The 19,106-nt window shown below is 63.1% G+C and carries 14 protein-coding genes; 2 read left to right on the top strand and 12 right to left on the bottom strand.

Going from position 1 to position 19,106, the window contains the following annotated elements; genetic code table 11:
• Positions 1 to 8 precede the first annotated feature (8 nt).
• Genes BMZ70_RS04725 through kbl form a run of 3 tightly spaced genes read right to left on the bottom strand, consistent with a single transcriptional unit; the run spans position 9 to position 3,578 of the window.
• Positions 9 to 1,388, bottom strand: coding sequence for an L-serine ammonia-lyase (locus BMZ70_RS04725; protein ID WP_092270586.1), 1,380 nt, complete (start codon positions 1,386 to 1,388; stop codon positions 9 to 11).
• Entirely contained in the window at positions 1,388 to 2,356 is a 969-nt protein-coding gene (locus BMZ70_RS04720) for an NAD-dependent epimerase/dehydratase family protein (RefSeq protein ID WP_092270583.1), read from the bottom strand. Before BMZ70_RS04720 ends, BMZ70_RS04725 begins: the two co-directional genes overlap by 1 nt.
• Before the next feature lie 19 nt (positions 2,357 to 2,375).
• Positions 2,376 to 3,578 carry a glycine C-acetyltransferase gene (gene kbl, locus BMZ70_RS04715; RefSeq protein WP_092270580.1) on the bottom strand — a complete coding sequence of 401 codons (1,203 nt, stop codon included), beginning with the start codon at positions 3,576 to 3,578 and terminating at the stop codon, positions 2,376 to 2,378.
• 113 nt (positions 3,579 to 3,691) lie between these two features.
• Between kbl and BMZ70_RS04710 the strand changes: the two genes are divergently transcribed.
• Positions 3,692 to 4,267, top strand: a complete 576-nt coding sequence (locus BMZ70_RS04710) for a helix-turn-helix domain-containing protein (RefSeq protein WP_092270577.1) — start codon at positions 3,692 to 3,694, stop codon at positions 4,265 to 4,267.
• On the opposite strand, the gene BMZ70_RS04705 is transcribed toward BMZ70_RS04710, so the two are convergent.
• The 8 genes from BMZ70_RS04705 to BMZ70_RS04670 form a co-directional block, all read right to left on the bottom strand.
• Positions 4,264 to 4,983 (bottom strand): PEP-CTERM sorting domain-containing protein, encoded by a 720-nt coding sequence (locus BMZ70_RS04705; protein WP_092270574.1) that lies wholly within the window; start codon positions 4,981 to 4,983, stop codon positions 4,264 to 4,266. The two genes, BMZ70_RS04710 and BMZ70_RS04705, sit on opposite strands and share 4 nt — an antisense overlap.
• Positions 4,980 to 5,726: a hypothetical protein gene (locus BMZ70_RS04700; RefSeq protein WP_130300910.1), complete on the bottom strand. Its 747-nt coding sequence runs from the start codon at positions 5,724 to 5,726 to the stop codon at positions 4,980 to 4,982. Before BMZ70_RS04700 ends, BMZ70_RS04705 begins: the two co-directional genes overlap by 4 nt.
• Before the next feature lie 174 nt (positions 5,727 to 5,900).
• On the bottom strand, positions 5,901 to 6,623 hold the full coding sequence (locus BMZ70_RS04695; RefSeq protein ID WP_229205293.1) for a PEP-CTERM sorting domain-containing protein: 723 nt from the start codon (positions 6,621 to 6,623) through the stop codon (positions 5,901 to 5,903).
• A 144-nt stretch (positions 6,624 to 6,767) separates the two neighbouring features.
• Positions 6,768 to 7,970, bottom strand: coding sequence for an ammonium transporter (locus BMZ70_RS04690; protein WP_092270568.1), 1,203 nt, complete (start codon positions 7,968 to 7,970; stop codon positions 6,768 to 6,770).
• A gap of 157 nt (positions 7,971 to 8,127) precedes the next feature.
• Positions 8,128 to 10,611 (bottom strand): zinc-dependent metalloprotease, encoded by a 2,484-nt coding sequence (locus tag BMZ70_RS04685; protein ID WP_092270565.1) that lies wholly within the window; start codon positions 10,609 to 10,611, stop codon positions 8,128 to 8,130.
• On the bottom strand, positions 10,608 to 12,770 hold the full coding sequence (locus tag BMZ70_RS04680) for a prolyl oligopeptidase family serine peptidase (protein ID WP_092270562.1): 2,163 nt from the start codon (positions 12,768 to 12,770) through the stop codon (positions 10,608 to 10,610). Before BMZ70_RS04680 ends, BMZ70_RS04685 begins: the two co-directional genes overlap by 4 nt.
• Positions 12,771 to 12,865: 95 nt before the next feature.
• Complete coding sequence (locus BMZ70_RS04675) at positions 12,866 to 15,289, bottom strand: putative bifunctional diguanylate cyclase/phosphodiesterase (protein WP_092270559.1); 2,424 nt, start codon at positions 15,287 to 15,289, stop codon at positions 12,866 to 12,868.
• Positions 15,290 to 15,305: 16 nt separating this feature from the next.
• Positions 15,306 to 15,938, bottom strand: coding sequence for a methylamine utilization protein (locus BMZ70_RS04670; protein ID WP_092270556.1), 633 nt, complete (start codon positions 15,936 to 15,938; stop codon positions 15,306 to 15,308).
• A 179-nt stretch (positions 15,939 to 16,117) separates the two neighbouring features.
• On the opposite strand from BMZ70_RS04670, the gene BMZ70_RS04665 reads away from it, so the two are divergent.
• Positions 16,118 to 17,863, top strand: a complete 1,746-nt coding sequence (locus BMZ70_RS04665; RefSeq protein ID WP_092277562.1) for a GGDEF domain-containing protein — start codon at positions 16,118 to 16,120, stop codon at positions 17,861 to 17,863.
• Here BMZ70_RS04665 and BMZ70_RS04660 read toward each other — a convergent pair whose 3' ends face one another.
• Complete coding sequence (locus tag BMZ70_RS04660; RefSeq protein WP_092270554.1) at positions 17,864 to 19,081, bottom strand: tetratricopeptide repeat protein; 1,218 nt, start codon at positions 19,079 to 19,081, stop codon at positions 17,864 to 17,866.
• Between the last annotated feature and the right edge of the window lie 25 nt (positions 19,082 to 19,106).

Below are 19,106 nucleotides of genomic sequence, written 5' to 3'. Positions count from 1 at the left end.
CCAACTGTTTAGCAAGCAGCGTGATTGACCGTGATGACGTGAATCGCCAGGCCGCCGAGCGAGGTTTCCTTGTACTTGGCCTGCATGTCGGCGCCGGTCTGGCGCATGGTTTCGATCACTTCATCGAGGCTGACGAAGTGGGTGCCGTCGCCTTTTAACGCCAGCGATGCAGCGGTGATCGCCTTCACCGCACCCATGCCGTTACGCTCGATGCACGGGATCTGCACCAGGCCGCCGATAGGGTCGCAAGTCATGCCCAGATGGTGTTCGATGCCGATTTCGGCTGCGTTCTCGATCTGGCCATTGCTGCCGCCCAGCGCCGCCACCAAACCGGCAGCGGCCATCGCGCAAGCTACGCCGACTTCGCCCTGGCAGCCGATTTCGGCGCCGGAGATCGACGCATTGCGCTTGCACAGCATGCCGATTGCCGCAGCCGTCAGCAGGAAATTGCGCACGCCGGTGACCGGGTCGCTCGGCTTGCAGTCTTCCGCGTAGTAGCGCAGCACCGCCGGGATGATGCCGGCCGCGCCGTTGGTCGGCGCCGTGACCACGCGGCCGCCGGCGGCGTTTTCTTCGTTGACCGCCATCGCATACAGGCTGACCTGATGCAGCGCGTCGTGCGGCAGGCTATTCGGATTGGTGGCATTGGCTTGCGCCTGTGTCCATAAGCTGGCGGCGCGGCGCTTGACGTTCAAGCCGCCCGGCAGCTGGCCCGGCGTTTCGAGGCCGTGCGCGATGCAGTCGCGCATGACATGCCAGATCTTGTCGATGCCTGCATCCAGCACATCGTCGCTGATGCGCGCGTGCTCGTTCGCACGCAGCATTTGCGGGATGGTCAGGCCGCTGCGCACGCCGTGCGCCAGCAGTTCGTCCATCGTGCCGAACGGGTAAGGCACGGACACCGTGGCGGCGGCGGCTGTGGCCTCCTCGCCCTCCTCGCGGATAAAACCGCCGCCCACCGAGTAGTAAACCTTGGAAACGGTGGAGCCATTCCTGCGGGTCAGCGTGAAGCGCATGCCGTTCGGGTGCTCCGGCAGCGATTCGGACATGTGAAACACCAGATGCGTGGCGCGCTTGAACGGCACGGCGTGCGCACCGAGCAGTTTCAGTTGGCCGGCCGCTTCGGCGTCGGCCAGCTGCTGGTCGACGGCGGTAGGCACCACGTCCTGCGGCGTTTCGCCCATCAGGCCAAGCAGCACGGCTTTGTCGGTGGCGTGGCCGACGCCAGTCAGGGCCAGCGAGCCATACAGCTCAGCCTTGACCTCGGCCACATCCTCAAGGGGAGCGTTATCCAGCAAGAAGCGGCGCGCAGCCACCATCGGCCCCACGGTGTGGGAGCTCGAAGGTCCAATGCCGATCTTGAACAGATCGAATACGCTCATGTCCATCAGGCGGCCTTCCCGAGGTTGACATCGATATTGGCCAGCATGTCGGCGACCATTTCTTCCACGCCGATGCGCGCTTTCCAGCCCCAGTCGGCGGTAGCGGCGGCATCGCCCAGGCTTTGCGGCCAGGTGTCGGCGATGGCCTGGCGGCTATCCGGCTTGTAGGCGATCTTGAAGTCCGGGACCTTGCGGGTAATGGCTTCGGCCAGTTGCTCCGGGTTGAACGACACGCCGGCCACGTTGTACGAGGAACGGATCTTGACCTGTTCCGCCGGCGCATCCATCAACTCGACGGTGGCGCGGATGGCGTCCGGCATGTAAATCATCGGCAGCGTGGTTTGCGGGCCGAGGAAGCATTCATAACGCTCGCCGCGCAGCGCCGAGTGGAAGATGGCAATCGCGTAATCGGTGGTGCCGCCGCCCGGTGGCGACTTGAAGCTGATGATGCCTGGGTAGCGGATCGAGCGCACGTCCACACCGTATTTCAGGAAGTAGTACTCACACAGGCGCTCGCCGGCCAGCTTGCTGATGCCGTAGATGGTGGTTGGGTCCATCACGGTCAGCTGCGGCGTGTCGACGGCAGGCGTGTTCGGGCCGAAGGCGGCGATCGACGACGGCCAGAACACCTTCAGCGGCTTGCCGATGGCGCCGCGCTCGCGCGCTACTTCAAGGATATTCAGCAGGCCATCCATGTTCAGGGTCCATGCCTTCAAAGGCGCGGCTTCGCCGGTGGCCGACAGCATGGCCGCCAGCTGATACACCTGCGTGACGCCTTCGCTGGTAATCAGGTCGCACAGGGCCTGCTTATCCAGCACGTTGAGCGTGGTGTAGCGCGCCGCCTTGTACAGGTTCGTGGGGCTGACATCGCTGGCGATGACGTTTTGCGCGCCGTGCTGCGCGGCCAGTGCTTCCACCAGTTCGCTGCCGATCTGGCCATTGGCGCCGATGACGAGGATTTTTTGCTGAGTCATTTGATTGTGTCCTGACGTGTTATTTTTTGAGCAGGCCCAGCTCGTGACCGGCCTGCTCGAATGCTTTCAATACGGTGTCCAGCTGCTCGCGGGTGTGCGCGGCGGACAATTGGACGCGCACGCGGGCCTGGCCCATCGGCACCACCGGGTAGAAGAAGCCGCTCAGCAGCACGCCCAGTTCATACATCCGGGCCGCGAACTTCTGCGCCACCGGCGCGTCGAACAGCATCACAGGAACGACAGGGTGCGTGCCCGGCTTGATGGTGAAGCCGATGCGCTCGATCTCCTTGCGGAAGTAAGCGGTGTTTTCGTGCAGGCGATCACGCAATTCGGTCGACGAGGACAGGCGTTCGAGCACCGCCAGCGAAGCGCCGGCAATCGATGGCGCCAGCGTGTTCGAGAACAGGTAAGGACGCGACTTCTGGCGCAGCATCTCGATCACTTCCTTGCGGCCTGAGGTGAAGCCGCCCATCGCGCCGCCCAGGGCCTTGCCCAGCGTGCCGGTGATGATGTCGATCTTGCCGACCACGTTGTGGTGCTCGTGCGTGCCACGGCCGGTCTTGCCCATGAAGCCGGAGGCGTGGCATTCGTCGATCATGATCAGCGCGCCGTATTTGTCGGCCAGCTCCACGATCTTGTCCAACTGCGCAATGGTGCCGTCCATCGAGAACACGCCGTCGGTGACGATGATCTTGTGGCGCTTGTCGGCGGCTGCCTGCAGCTGCTTTTCCAGATCGGCCATGTCGTTGTGGGCGTAGCGGAAGCGCGCGGCCTTGCACAGGCGGATGCCGTCGATGATGGAAGCGTGGTTCAGCGCATCGGAGATGATGGCGTCGTTCTCGTCGAACAGCGGTTCGAACACGCCGCCGTTGGCGTCGAAGGCGGCTGCGTACAGGATGGTGTCCTCGGTGCCGAGGAATTTGGAGATCGCCTGCTCCAGCTGCTTGTGCACCGTCTGCGTGCCGCAGATGAAGCGTACCGACGACAGGCCATAGCCGAATTTTTCGGTGGCGTCGATGGACGCCTGCGCCACCCACTCCTGGCCGGACAGGCCGAGGTAGTTGTTGGCGCACATATTGATCAGGGTGCGGCCATCATCGCCCACCACTTCCGAGCCCTGGCGCGAAGCCAGCACGCGTTCAGGCTTGTACAGGCCCTGCTCGCGCAGTTGATCCAGGTTTTGCTGAAGGCCGCTGTAGAAAGTGTCTTTTTGGCTGCTCATGATGGTCCTTGTATGTGATACGATTTCACGGTCTTATGCGAAATTCATTATTTCGAAATCAAATTCGATATATTGAATTTTAAAGCGATCCAGTGAACTCCGCAACTCAAACAATGAAAACACCCGTTCCAAACAATGCGCCACCAGAAGTTGGCGCCGCCCTGCAGCGCCTGCGCCTGGCCCGTGGCCTGACCCTGGAGGATTTGTCGCGCATTGCCGGCGTCTCCAAGTCCATGTTATCCCAAATCGAAAGGGAGAAAGCCAATCCGACCATCGCCATCACCTGGCGGCTGGCCAACGCGCTGGGGGTGCAGATCGGCGAACTGCTGGCGACGGCGGAACGCGAGGTGGAAACCATCCGCGTGATCGACGCGCACGAGACGCCCACCCTGCCCGGCCTGCACGCAGGCTATGTGCTGCGCATCCTCGGGCCGCTGGAACTGGCGAGCAAATATGAGTGGTATGAATTGACGCTGTCGCCGGGGGGCGAACTGGCCTCGCAAGGGCACGATCCCGGCGCGCAGGAACACCTGACGCTGTTACACGGCTCGGTGGAAGTGGAAGTCGGCAACGACAAGAAAAAGGTCAAACTGGGCAGCACCGCGCGCTACCCCGGCGACCAGCAGCACATCATCCGCAATGTTGGCAAAACGGAAGCGAAGGCGCTGCTGGTAGTGATCCACCGCTAGGCGCGGCGTCGGGCTCGCAGTCCGATCAGTCCCAGTCCGGCCAGCAGCATGGCGTAGACCTGCGGCTCCGGCACCACCAGATTCTCGATGTAAAAATCGTAGCGCGCGGTATTCAGCTGCGCGCTGGTGGTGCCCACTCCCGTTTGCGAGGCCAGCGCCGTCAGGCTGACTTCGACCCCGAGAATGGTCCGCTCGCCCGAACCATTGTTGTAGGCAAAGTCCGATTTGCCAAAGGTGCCGCTCTCGGCGAGGCCGGTCGATTCCTTAAACGCCCCCGAGAAATAGTTGCCTAAGTAGGAGATGGTGGGCGTATAGACGCTGCCATTGAACGTGCCGGTGGACAAGCTGCCGGCCAGGTTGAGCTCCACGTGGCTGCCATTGGCGGCCAGCGTGTAGTCGCCCAGCGAAGTGGCCCGTAACACCGGTGCCAGCAGAAATTCATCGCGCGCCACCACGATAATGCCGGCGCCGGACGACTCATGCACATACTCAGTGCGGTTGCGGCTGCCGAAACTGGTGGCAGATGCGTCGTAGCCGGACACGTCGAAGAAGATGGAATTGCCGCTGACCGTGGCGGTGTTCGCGCCCCAATAGTCCGTATCGTAGTAAAAGTCGACATTCTGGCCCGGCAGCATCTGGTAGTTCGCCGCCTGGACCGCGCCGCCGACGGCGCTCAACAACAAGGCTGCAGCATGCAGCAAATGGCGTAGCTTCATTTTTTCTCCCCTGTAAATTTATCGCGGCGATAGCGCGCGGACAGCAACACAACTGCTCCCAGCAGGAACAGCACATACTGATCGGGTTCGGGCACCGCCTTGGCGGCAAAGCCATAGCTGACGCTGGTCAGCCGGGTGGACGTGGTGCCGGGGCCGGTCTCCGTGGCGCTCAGGTACAGTGCGCCGTCCAACAGCAAGGCTTGGTATTCGTATGGCGGGGCATTCAGCTCAGCGGCGGCAGCGGCGACGAACATGCCGGTGGTGGGCACATGGCCGGACGAGGTTTGCATCGCCTGCGTGGCGAAGTAGCCGATATAGCCTTCACGTGTAGCCACGCCGCCGCTGTAAGCCGCCTTGTAGATGGCGCCATCGGCACGCACGATAGAGGCGCTATCTTGCGGACTGAGACTAAAATCGCCGTACACGGTCGTGGTCAACTGCCCGGTCAGGGCGTTGCCGTTTTTCGCGACCGCCACCACCAGGCTGTAGCCATTGTCCGAATAGGTTTCTGTCCGAAAGCCGCTATCGGTAGCGACGCTCACCTGGCTGTAGTACTGCGGCGGCGCAAGCAGGCTGAGTGTATTGCCGCTGACACTGCCGGCACCCGCGCCCCAGAAGTCGGCGTCGTAATAGAAATCGGTCTGGCTGCCGCTGATGTGCACCAGATTCAAAGCGCATGCCTGGCTGGCGCAAGCCGCCAGCATCGCGCACGCGGCCGCCCGTTTGCAGGACAGAATTTTCATGTCGCCCCCCTTCACGCAGGAGACAACATGATAAAAAAAACAGCACGCCGTCGCAAACTCGCCTGCGCCTATCGTGCGCTATGACAGCATGGGAATGTGTGGATTTTTTTACACAAAAAAAAACGCAGGGGCTCTCGCTCCCTGCGCTTTTTTGCCACCGAAGCGGCGGCCGGATTAAGCCTGGCGTTTGCGGCGTGCGACACCGGCCATGACGCCCAGACCGACCAGCAGCATGCCGTAGGTTGTTGGTTCAGGTACTGCGGATACCGAGAAATCGTAGCGGGCGCTGGTCGTGTTGAGCGACACAGTGCCAGGACCGCCCTGGTAGGCATTGGTGTACAAGAATGCATCCAGGCCCAGCGCACTGTATTTAACGCCGTCGTTGAAGATGGTTTGCGCCTCGTTCACCGAACCGGACGCCGGCGTTCCGCCATTGCGGCTGAACTCAACGCCATACGAGTTCAGGTAGGAACCAGCGCTGAACGAGCCGCCCGAAAACGAACCAGCGTACAGGTCGCCGCTACCGGAAGCGTTCAGCTTGGAGCCACCGTTGATGCCGCTGTAGCTGCCCTGCAGGTTGAACCCAACTGCCGAGCTCAACGCCCAGCCATTGTGCGCCACCGCCACCACCGCTGCCGAAGCATTCTCGGCATACGTCTGCACGCTGGTGCCCGAAGGCTTGTTCGATGCGACCTTGGCGGTCAGCGAATAGCTTGGATCGAGGTCGAACGAAATCGAATTTCCCGTGACCGAAGCGCTGTCCTGGCCCCAGAAATCGGCATCATAGTAGAACGTCACACCGGCGCCCTCAACCGACACATAGTTGGTTGCCTGGGCGGTGGACATCAAGCCAGCTGCAATGGCCAGCGCCAGTGGCGCGCGAAGAAATTTGTTCATGTGATTACCTTTTCAATGCTGTCAACAATACTTGTTCTTAAATATTTTTGTTTTTATAAGTCTGCGTTAAGTATCATTTCCTTTTGATAAGATGTCAATATAAATCAACACATTGAAACACTTTTCCTGTTATCCATCGCACCGTTACCAGTTGGACTCGCGCTCCGGCGTGGAGGTAATGCGGTGGATGGAGAGATCCGCGCCCTGGAATTCTTCTTCCGGATCGAGGCGCAGGCCGACGAATTTCTTCAGCAGGCCGTAGACCAGCGTGCCGCCAGCCGCCGCAATCGCCACGCCCAGGATGGTGCCAAGCAGTTGCGAAGCCAGTGCCACGCCGCCTGCGCCGCCCAGGGCTTTCAGGCCAAAAATCCCGGCCGCGATGCCGCCCCACGCGCCGCACAGGCCATGCAGTGGCCAGACGCCCAGCACATCGTCGATTTTCCATTTGTTCTGCGCCAGCGTGAACATCCACACGAAAATGGCGCCGGCGATGCCGCCGGTGACCAGTGCGCCCAGAGGATGCATCACGTCCGAACCGGCGCACACGGCCACCAGGCCGGCCAGCGGGCCGTTATGGACAAAGCCCGGGTCGTTCTTGCCAAGCGAGGTGGCGACCAGCGTGCCGCCCACCATCGCCATCAGCGAGTTGACCGCCACCAGCCCATTCATCTTGTCCAGCGCCTGCGCGCTCATGACGTTGAAGCCGAACCAGCCCACCATCAGGATCCAGGCGCCCAGCGCCAGGAACGGAATCGACGATGGCGGATGCGCCGCGACGCCGCCGTTTTTCATGTAGCGGCCACGGCGCGCGCCCAGCAGCAGCACCGCCGGCAGCGCGATCCAGCCGCCGACCGCGTGCACCACCACCGAACCGGCGAAGTCGTGGAACTCGGCGCCGAAGGTTTGCAGCAGCCATTCCTGCACGCCGAAACGGTGGTTCCAGACGATGCCCTCAAAGAATGGATACACCAGGCCGACCAGCAGCGCCGTCGCCGCCGTCTGCGGGTGGAAGCGCGCGCGTTCGGCGATGCCGCCCGAAATGATCGCCGGGATGGCGGCAGCAAAGGTCAGCAGGAAGAAGAACTTGACCAGCTCGTAGCCGTTCTTGGCGGCCAGCACGTCGGCCGAGGAGAAGAAGTTGACGCCGTAGGCAATGCTGTAGCCGACGAAGAAGTAGGCGATGGTCGATACACAGAAATCCACCAGGATCTTGACCAGCGCATTGACCTGGTTCTTCTTGCGAACCGTGCCCAGTTCAAGGAAGGCAAAACCCGCGTGCATCGCCAAAATCATGATGGCACCGAGCAAGATAAACAGCGCGTCTGCACCGTCTTTGAATCCAGACATCAAAATCACTCCCCAAAATAAAGCACACCAAATAAAGTACTAACGTGAAAAGCAATTTGTGTGCCACTTTGGTGCAAAATCTTAAGTTGCTGATTTTAATGTAGTTTCATGTTGGTGCATCGGAGCGCGCGCCGCGCCGATGCACCAAATGGATGCGCTAAATTGGTGCGCCCGGCGGTACCACGGGCGCGGCACGCAACTTGACGGTGCGCGGATCAGCCAAGTAGGCCGCGATCATCTCGGCCGCCTGCTTGCGGCTGTCGGCTGTCACGCTCTTGCCCGGATTCTTTTGCAGCCACTGCGCCAGCTCGCGCGCCGACTGCCGTACTTCGGCCGCCACTTGCGGATGCAGCTTGCCGCCGTCGAGCAATCGCAACAGGCTGTCGGCAACCACCCAGTTGGAGGCCAGCTGTACCGCCTCGCCGCCGATGACGGAGGCCGGAACGGCGTCGCGCTTCCAGGTTTTTTGCAGCACCTGGCCGAGCACTTCCGGCACGCCCGGCTGTTTGGCGTCACGCGCGTGCTGCCATGCCACGCGGTTGATCCTCTCGGCGTCCAGCAGGAAGCCGGCCGTCTGCCCTGCGCCCGCTTCGGCGATCGAGAGCGCGTCGAACACGGAGCCCATGCTGGTGGCGAAGTATTCGCGGGTGCGGCCATAGCCGGCGGTTGGCGGCGTCAGGATATCCAACACATTGGCCGGCAGCGCCAGGTACTCGGCGCGCAGGCTGTCGGTCAGGCGGTTCAGCGCCTGGCGCTGCACCTCGGCCGGCGTGGCCTTGATGCCGGCTTTGCTGATGCCCGCCTTGATGTCGCCGGCGCTGGTGTACTCGAAATCGCCGCCGCCGATCAGGCGCGCCACGGCTTCGCCCTGATAGCGCTGCAGCAGGTAGACCGGCACCAGCCGCGCTTCCAGCTCGCCGGCCTGGCGCGCATCCGGCAGCACGTCCGGCGAGAAGGTTTGCAGTGCGCGCTGGCGCACAGCGCCCAGTTGATCCCAGGTTTTCAGCGTATCCGGGCCGAAGTCCCACAACAGACCGTCCGGATGGCTGGCGCCCGGCGTGCGGTCGTCCTGGTCGCTCGAATACAGCATGCCGGCCGCGCGCGCGTCCGCGCGCAGCTTGGCCAGCGCGGCCTGTTCCTGCTCGCTGGCGCCAAATTCGCCGTAGATGTATTTGACGATGTAATCGTCCCAGGCGCCGACGCCCACGCCGTAAGCGTTGGACAGGTCAACCTCGCCCTGCGCGTTCAGCTTGAGGATCGGGTGCGGGTAATCCATCACCGAGCCATTGCCCATGCGGCTGGCGGCGAAGTTGTGCGCGAAGCCCAGCGTGTGGCCGACTTCGTGCGCCGACAACTGACGCAGACGGGCCAGCGCCATTTGCTCGGCCAGTTTATGCTTCTCGGCCTTGCTGCTTTTGCCGTAAGGCGCGAGCAGCGCTTCGGCGATCAGGATGTCCTGCCGCACGCGCTGCGATCCCAGCGTGACGGCGCCGCGCAGGATCTGGCCGGTGCGTGGATCGGCCAGCGCGTTACCGTAGGACCAGCCGCGCGTGGCGCGGTGCACCCAGGTGATGACGTTATAGCGTATGTCCTGCGCGTCCACGCCTTCCGGCAGCAGTTCAACGCGGTAGGCGTCCTTGAAGCCGGCCTTCTCGAACGCGCTGGCCCACCATGATGCGCCTTCGATCAGCGCCGAGCGCACCGGCTCCGGCGCGCCACGGTCGACGTAGTAAACGATCGGCTTTTTCACCGGGCTGACGGCGGCCGATGGATCGGTCTTTTCCAGCTTGTGGCGCACTTGCCAGGCCACGGCTATGCTGCTGGCGAGCGGCGTGGCGAAATCGAAGTAGCTGGCGTCGAAGCCGCCCGAGTATGGGTGGTAGGTGCGCGGACGCCACGCATCGCTTGCGTTGGCATTGAAAGCAGGCAGGCGCACCATGCTGATACGCTGGCGCATCGACAGGCTGGCCGGATCGGCGCCGACCTGGCGCACGTATTCCGCCTGGCCCGGACCGGCGAAGGTCAGCATGGCCTCCAGCTCCACGTTGTCCGGGAAGGATTTCGCGTCCGCCGCCAGCACGGCGCTGCGCGACAGGTCGACCGCGTATGCGCCCTGCTTCGCATCGGCCAGCCGCGCGGCGATGCCGTGACGGTCGGCCAGCAGAAAGCTGGAGAAGTCCACCAGATGGCGATCCTTGTCGCTGGCGATAATCTCGCCCGACCACACCACCGAATTGGCAAATGATTCGCGCACGGCGGCGCGTTCGTCCTTGTCCGCCGAGTTGGCGACGTAGTTGGTGTTTTCCTGCACGAGGAACAGCTTGGCGCCGTGCTTTTCGAAGTGCACCATGCGCATCTCGCCGTTCTGCGCGCGGTCCAGTCCCACGTCGTTGGAGCCCAGCGCGTACGGCAAGGAGCTGGCCAGCAGGAAGGACTGTTCCAGCGCGCCGACCGAGAGCAGCACCCTGCCCTTGTCGGTGTCGCGCCAGACATCGATGAAGCCCGGCTGCGATTGCAGGCCGCGCGTCACGTCGGCAATGGTCTTGACGGCCGGCGCAGCGTCGGCGGCAAGCGCCACCGGTGCGGCGCCGCTCATCAACAAGGCAAGCAGCAGCGGCGCTGCGCCCGGCGCCCGCATCATTGCTGGCCCGCTTGCGTGGCGACGCCGCCATCCATCTGCAGCGCGCGGCTCAGGAAGCCCCAGCGGTCAGCCACCTCCTCGATTTGCTTGGTGGTCGGCTTGCCCGCGCCGTGGCCCGCCTTGCTGTCGATGCGGATCAGGATCGGTGCACCGCCCGGCGCCTGGTCGGCCTGCGCGGTGGCGGCGAATTTAAAGCTGTGGGCCGGCACCACGCGATCATCGTGATCGGCGGTGGTGATCATGGTGGCCGGATAGCAGGCGCCCTTCTTCAGGTTATGCAGCGGCGAGTATTTGACCAGGGCCTTGAATTCCTCCGGATTGTCGGACGAACCGTAGTCCGAAGTCCACGCCCAGCCGATGGTGAATTTATGGAAGCGCAGCATGTCCATCACGCCCACTTGCGGAATCGCCGCCGCGAACAGGTCGGGACGCTGGGTCATGGCAGCACCGACCAGCAGGCCGCCATTGCTGCCGCCGCCGATCGACAGCTTGGCCGGCGAGGTCACCTTGTGCGCCACCAGCCATTCGGCCGCGCCGATGAAGTCATCGAACACATTCTGCTTTTGCAGCTTGGTGCCGGCAGCGTGCCACGATTCGCCGTACTCGCCGCCGCCGCGCAGGTTGGCCATCACGTAGACGCCGCCCATTTCCAGCCAGGCCAGATTAGCCACCGAGAAGCTCGGCGTCAGCGACACATTGAAACCGCCGTAGCCGTACAAATAAGTCGGATTGCTGCCGTCCAGCTTCAGGCCTTTTTTCGAGACGATAAACATCGGCACCTTGGTGCCGTCGCGCGAGGTGAAGAACTCCTGGCGGGTTTCAAAGGCGGTCGGGTCGAAGTCCACTTTAGGCTGGCGATACACGCTGCTCTTGTTGGCTTTCAGGTCGTAGCGATAGATGGTGGTCGGGTTGGTGAAGCCGGTGAAGGCGTAGAAAGTTTCGCTGTCCGAACGCTTGCCGCTGAAGCCGCCGGCGGTGCCGAGGCCCGGCAGTTCGATATCGTGCAACGCCTTGCCTTTCAGGTCGTAGACCTTGACCAGGCTATGCGCGTCGCTCAGGTAATCGACGATCAACTGGTTGTTGACCAGCGACGCCGACACCATCGTGTTGCTGCTCTCCGGGACGATCTGCTTCCAGTTCAGCACACCCGGCTTGCGGGTGTCGATGCTGACGATGCGGCCGCGCGGCGCATTGCGCTCGGTGCGGAACAGGAATACCGGGCCGTCGTTGCCGATGAAATCATAGGCCGCGTCGAATTCTTCCAGCAGGCCGACCACTTTGGCGTCCTTCCTGGTCAGGTCCTTGTAGAACACGCGGTTCTTGTTCTCCGTGCCTTGCGAGGCATTGATGATCAGGAAGCGGCCATCTTCCGTGACCTCGGCGCTGAAGCCCCAGTCCTTGTGATCCGGGCGGTCGTACACCAGCACGTCCGCGCTTTGCGGCGTGCCCAGTTTGTGGAAGTACAGCTTCTGGAAGTAGTTCACGTCGGCCAGCTTGGTGGCTTCCTTCGGCTCGTCGTAGCGGCTGTAGAAGAAGCCGGAGCCGTCTTGCAGCCACGCGGTGCGCGAGAACTTGACCCACTTGATGTGGTCTTCAACGTCCTTGCCGCTTTCAATATCGCGCACCTTGATCTCGTTCCAGTCCGAGCCCGAGGCGGCGGTGCTGTAGGCCAGGTACTTGCCGTTCGGGCTGACGGCCAGGCCGGCCAGCGCCACGGTGCCGTCGGCGGCCAGCGTGTTCGGATCGAGCAGCAGGCGTGGCACATCGGCCAGCGTCTTCATGGTGTACAGCACCGATTGATTTTGCAGGCCGTCGTTACGGCTGTAGAAATAGCGGCCGCCTTCCTTGAACGGCACGCTGAAGCGCTCGAAGTTCCACAACTTGGTCAGGCGCGCCTTGATCGCTTCGCGGTTCGGGATCTGCGACAAATAGCTTTGGGTCAGCTGGTTCTGCGCCACCACCCAGTTCTTGGTGTCTTCGCTGTTGGCGTCTTCCAGCCAGCGATACGGATCGGCGATGACGGTGCCGTGGTAGTTATCCTGCTGGTCCACGGTGCGCGTCACCGGGTAGTTCAGATTGGCGCCCGGCGCCGGGCAGGTTTGGGCCGAAACTGCGGCCTGGGCGATCAGGAGGGAAGCCAGAAGTGCACGTCGTTGCATATATGATCCGTATCCATGTAAGGTTCATCAGGAACACAGATCATAACGTGAAGCTTAGCAAATATGACACGTTAGCTGAAAATCATAAACGATTTTTATTTGGCGTAGCTGACATCCACCAGCGGCAGCGGCTCTGTCTCCGCGCCGATGGCGATCGGCGCGCGCCATTTTTCCAGCCACGGGATCAACTGATCGCCGGGGATAGGACGGCTCATGAAGTAGCCCTGCCCCTGGTCGCAGCCCAGTTCCGCCAGCAGCCGCCATACCGCCTCGCTCTCGATCCCCTCCGCCACCACGCGCAAGCCCATGTTGTGGCCAAGGTCGATGGTCGAGCGCACGATTTTGGTGTCGCCTTCGTCCTTCTCCATATTCAGCACGAAGGATTTGTCGATCTTCAGCTCATTCACCGGCAGGCGCTTGAGGTAGGCCAGCGAGGAGTAGCCGGTGCCGAAATCGTCGATCGACAGGTCCAGGCCCATAGAACTCAGTCGTTCCAGGGTGTTCTGCGCGCGCACCGGATCGTCCATGATGGCGCTCTCGGTGATCTCCAGGCAGAAGGAGCCCGGCGTCAGCTTGTGGCGCGCCAGCAGGTCGGCAAACTTGGCCGGCAAGTCCTGGTCCAGCAAATCGCGCGTCGACAGGTTGACCGACACTTTCAGATGATGGCCCTTGCTGGCCAGCTCGCGGCACAACTCGGCCGACTTCTCCATCACCCAGCGCGTCAGCACGCGGATAAAGCCGGTCTGCTCGGCGAACGGAATGAACTCGTCGGGGAACACATTGCCGCGCTCCGGATGCACCCATCGCACCAGCGATTCCATGCCGACCACGCGCCCGGTTTGCAGCGAGATCTTGGGCTGGACGTGCAGGCGGAACTCGTTGCGCTCGATGGCGTTGCGCAGCTCCGTGAGCAGCGACAGGCTCTTGGCGCTGCCCTTGTCCATCGCCGCGTCGTACACCACGGCGCCGTCGTTGCGCTGCTTGGCGGTGTACATCGCCACTTCGGCCATGCTCAATAAGGTTTCGCCGTCATCGGCGTGCTCCGGATAGCCGGCGATGCCGAGGCCCGCGCCGATGTCCACCATCTGGTCTTCCAGCGACAGCGGCGTTTCCAGCGCCGCCAGGATCTCGGCCGCCATCCGCTGCGCGGCGTCGATGTCGGCGGCCGGCAGCAGCACGGCGAATTCGTCGCCGCCCAAACGCGCCACCTGCGCCGAGGACTGGCGCCGGTTCGCCAGCAGCAGCTGCAGGCGGCCCGCCACCTGGCGCAGCAAGGCGTCGCCGAAGCTGTGGCCCATCACGTCGTTGACGTGCTTGAAGCGGTCCAGGTCCATCATCAGCACGAATACGGCTTCCTCGCGGCGGCGCGCCTCGTACAGTGCGTCGTTCAGCAGCAGCACGAATTGCGCGCGGTTTGGCAGGTTGGTCAGCGTGTCCCAGTACGCCAGCCGGCGGATTTCCTGTTCGCGCTTGGCGATCCCCTCGCGCATGGCGTCGAAGGCGTGCGCCAGCTGGCCGATTTCATCCTCGCGCGTGCTGTCGATGGTCACTTTGTAATCGCCCTCCTCCAACCGCTTGGCGGTCACCGCCAGTTGGCTGATCGGCTGGGCGATGCGCTTGGCGGTAAACACGATGGCCAGCGCCGAGGCAAAGATGCCGCCCAGCGTCAGGCCGATCAGCCAGCGTTCGAGCTTGCGGTATTCCGCCGTCGCTTCGTCGATCGAGCGCGCCAGCAGCACGCTGGCGATCTGGCCGTTGTCCTCGCCGATGGGGGTCAAGCGCGCGCTGTATTGGGCGGTTTCCACCGTCATGTCGAACGGGCCGGTGGGCATTGCGCGCAAGCCTTGCAGCTGGTCGACCACTACTTGCGCCGACGGCCCGACAAAGGTCGAGCCCACCGGCAGCCACTTGCCGCTGGCGTCGCGCGTCAGCACCGAGGTATGCAGCGAAGTCACCTCGCGCATGTCGCTGGCCAGTTGACGATCGATCGGGAAGGTCATCACGATCCAGCCGATGGTGATCGGCGCCTTGATCGGCATGGCGACGATCTGGAACGGCCGGTGGTCGACGATGGCGATGCCGATGGCGCCATCGGCCGCTTCGGCCGCATCCAGCATGGACAGCGCCATTTTTTCCAGCCCGGCCGCCTGTTTGGGATTGGTGGTGGCGCTGATCTTGCGGTCATCGCCGATCAGCATCGACAGCGAGGCCTTGATGCGGCGCCCGCTGTTGGCCAGCGCCGATTCGATGGTGGCGCGGTCGCTCTCATCATTGTTGCCGATGGCGGCGACGAAGGCGGTGTCACGCGCCAGCAGGCGCGCGCCGAAGCGCAGGCTTTGCGCATTCTGCTCAAGCAGGCGGCGGAACACTTTGACGCCGTTGTTCAATTCCGCACTGATGGCGGTGCGCGCGTTGCTGTCGATACCCTGCTGGATCACAAACAGGCCGATCACTTGCACCGCCACGATCAGGACCAGGAACAGCGTGACAATGCGGCTTTCGAGGCTACGAAAGCGCATGTTCTGCGTGAACCGGTCAAAGAGAGGCATCGTCCACCACCACTGGCTTCATCGGCAATTTAAACACGGCGGTGCTCAATTCCGCCCCCGCCTTCACCGTCAAAGTCTGCTCCAGCGTGGCGCCGCCCAGCGTGTTGTAGTGCCAGGCTTTGACCACGTACTTGCCGGCCGCCGGCAGCTCGATGCGCGCCGCGCCGGCGCCGTCGGTCTTGGCGAAATACGGCGTGTCGACCACTTTGACGTAGGCGATCATTTTGTCATGAATATTACAACCAAGGACAACCGTACCCGCTTTATCGAACACTTGTGGCGTCGCCGCCTGGCCGGAATACAGTTTCTGGTCGAATTTATGGGCCGGCGAGAACGAATAAATGTGGTGCCGGACCTTGTCGTTGTTCGGGAACGTGATGGTGGCGCCAACTTGCACCACGCTCACCAGCGGCATGAATTTCAGGCCTTTCTGCTCGATCTGGGTGCCGGCCGGTGTCTTGGGCGCGGGCGCGCCACCCTCCGGCTCGACATAAATGACCGTGTCCGGCAAGACCTTGCCGGTGGCATCCTGCACTTGCACCGCAATACCGGTGGCGCCGGCGCGAACGGCGCTCAGCAAGGTTAAACAGAAGACGGCACGACGGGTCAAACGTTGCATAACATTCCTGTCCTGAACAATACGTTTCCATAATTCATCATGTCGTCATAAATGTCCACTAAGATCGTACAGTTAAACCGATCTTTAGCCTACGACCGCTCGTGAATTCCGCCCTCAAACTGGCCGCCGGCGCCACAGTCACTTACCTGAAACCTCGCGAAGACGATGAGGAGGCCGTGTTGCGCGCCCATTTAGTCGACATCCTGGCGCGCCGCCAGCTCAGTGCGCTGTTCCAGCCGATTGTACACATGCAGAGCGGCGAAATCATCGCCTACGAAGGATTGATCCGCGGACCGTCGGACAGCCCGCTGCATTCGCCGATGAATCTGTTCAAGGCGGCGCGCGCCAACGGCCTGACGGTGCAGGTCGAACACCTGTGCCGCAAGGTGGTGCTGGAGCGCTTTGCCGAGCTCGACCTGCCGGGCAAGCTGTTCCTCAACGTCAGCCCGGAAAGCCTGCTGCAGCGCGACGCCCGCCACGGCGAAACGCTGGAAGTGATCCACCAGATCGGCATCAACCCGGAGCGCGTGATTATCGAGCTGACCGAAAACCAGCCGACCTACGATTACGAGCTGATGCGCGAGGCGGTGCTGCACTATCGGAAAATGGGCTTCCAGATCGCCATCGACGACCTCGGCGAGGGCTTCTCCAGCCTGCGCCTGTGGTCGGAACTGCGGCCGGAGTTCGTCAAGATCGACATGCACTTCATCCAGGGCATCAACCACGACCCGGTCAAGCTGCAATTTGTGCGTTCGATCCAGGAGATCGCCGAAAAGTCCAACACCCGCGTGATCGCCGAGGGCATCGAGACCCAGCCCGAACTGCTGGTGCTGCGCGACGTCGGCGTGGCGCTGGGCCAGGGCTACCACCTGGGCCGGCCGCATCCGACGCCGGCCCGCACCGCGCCGGCCGAAGTGGTCAAGACGCTGGCGCGCAACGGCGTGGCGGTGTACCCGCAGCGCGGGGCCGACAAGCAAGTCACCATCTGCAAGCTGCTGCACGAGGTGCAGGCGGTGCCGTCCAGCATGAACAACAACGAGGTGTACGAGATTTTCCAGCGCAATCCGGACTTGCTGATCATTCCGGTGGTGGATGAGGGCGTGCCGCTGGGCCTGATCAGCCGCTTTGTCATGATCGAGCACTTCGCCCGGCCTTACGAGCGCGAACTGTACGGGCGCAAGTCGTGCCGCCAGTTCATGGACCAGAAACCGCTGATCGCCGACCGCGCCACCAGCCTGCAGGAGCTGAGCTTCCGCATGGCGCAGGCCGACGCCCACCACCTGTTCAACGGTTTCATCATCACCGACCAGGGACGTTACCTCGGCATGGGCACCGGCCACGACCTGATGCGCGAGATCACCCAGATGCAGATCAACGCGGCGCGCTACGCCAATCCGCTGACCCAGTTGCCGGGCAATGTGCCGATCACCGAGCACATCGACCGTTTGCTGGAAAGCGGCACCCGCTTCTGGGTCTGCTATTTCGACCTCGACCATTTCAAGCCGTTCAACGATGTCTATGGCTACCGGCGCGGCGATGACGTGATCCAGCTGACCGGCAACCTGCTCAGCAGCTTCTGCGATCCGGACCGCGATTTTGTCGGCCACATCGGCGGCGATGATTTCATGGTGCTGTTCCAGAGCGAAGACTGGGAGCGGCGCTGCCAGGAGGTGCTGGACGCCTTCAGCCGCAAGGTACTGGAGTTCTACAGCACCGAAGACCGCGAGCGCGGCGGCTACCTCAGCGAAGACCGCCAGGGCAAGAAAGTGTTTTACTCGATGATGAGCCTGTCGATCGGGGCGATCCGGGTGGAGCCGCAGCAGTACCACACCCATCACCAGATCGCCACGGCGGCGGCGGAATCGAAGAAGCAGGCCAAGAAAATCTTCGGTAACAGCCTGTTCCTCGACCGCCGCCAGCCCTGATCAGGCGTCCTGCCGGCCGCGCCCGGCGCTCTGCATGGCGTCCAGGTTGACCTGCGCCAGCGCGTGGCCCTGCCCGGCCGCCTTGGCGTACCAGGCCATCGCCTGCGCATCGTCGCGCTCGACGCCAACGCCGCTGGCATACATCGCACCCAGATTGTTCTGCGCGCCGGCATCGCCCTGCTCGGCAGCACTGCGATACCAGGCGGCGGCCAGTTCATCGTTGCGGCTGGTGCCGCAGCCGCTGGCGTACATCACCGCCAGATTGAATTGGGCGCTGGCAGCGCCCTGCTCGGCCGCGCGGCGATACCATTCCAGCGCGCGGCGCTGGTCGAGATCGGAACCCCGGCTGCGCCCGTACATGGCGCCAAGGTTGTACTGCGCCAGCATGTGGCCGGCCTCGGCGGCGCGGTGATACCAGATCAGCGCCAGTTCCTCGTCGCGCTCGGCGCCCCGGCCCTGCGCCAGCATCAGCGCAAGGTTGAACTGGGCGTCGACATCGTCCTGCTCGGCGGCGCGCAGCGTCCACGAGACCGCCCGGCAGGCGTCGCCCGGCACGCCCAGCCCTTCGGCAAAGGCCACGCCCACCAGCCGCTGGGCCGCCGGCAAGTCCTGTATCGCCGCCAGCCGGAACCACGCCACCGCCTGCACCTCGTTGCGCGCCACGCCGCAGCCATGCTTGTACATCAGGCCCAGGCGCAGCTGGGCGTGACGATCGTTTTGCAGTGCGGCCTTGCGATACCACGCCAGCGCCAGGGGATAGTTGCGTGCCACGCCACGGCCTTCGGCGTAGCATTCGCCAAGCAGGGTCTGGGCGCTGGCCAGGCCTTCCTCGGCGGCGCGGCAAAACCAGCCGAACGCCAGCGCATCGCTGTGCACCAGCCCGCGTCCCTTGCGGTACATCTGTCCAAGATTTTGCTGGGCCGAGGCCTCGCCCTGCCGCGCGGCGAGCCGGAACCAGTGCGCCGCCAGCTCGTCATCGGGCTCGACGCCGCGTCCGTAGTAGTACATGGCGCCGAGCAGGTTCTGGGCGTAGGCGATGCCTTGGCGGGCCGACTTGCCCATCCAGTAAAAGGCCAGCGCCTCGTCGCGGGCGACGCCGTCGCCGTTCTTGAACATGCGGCCCAGATTGAACTGGGCGTAGGGATTGCCGCGCTCGGCGGACTCCAGAAACCAGAGATAATTGCTGTGCGCCTGCTGCGCCGTGCATGGTTTTTTCACGATACACCTCTGACCAACGTTTAAC

This window comes from Duganella sp. CF402, from assembly GCF_900109645.1.
Classification (GTDB): domain Bacteria; phylum Pseudomonadota; class Gammaproteobacteria; order Burkholderiales; family Burkholderiaceae_D; genus Rugamonas.
Note: the sequence above shows the minus strand (reverse complement) of the source record. Positions and strands in the feature narration are given on the sequence as shown.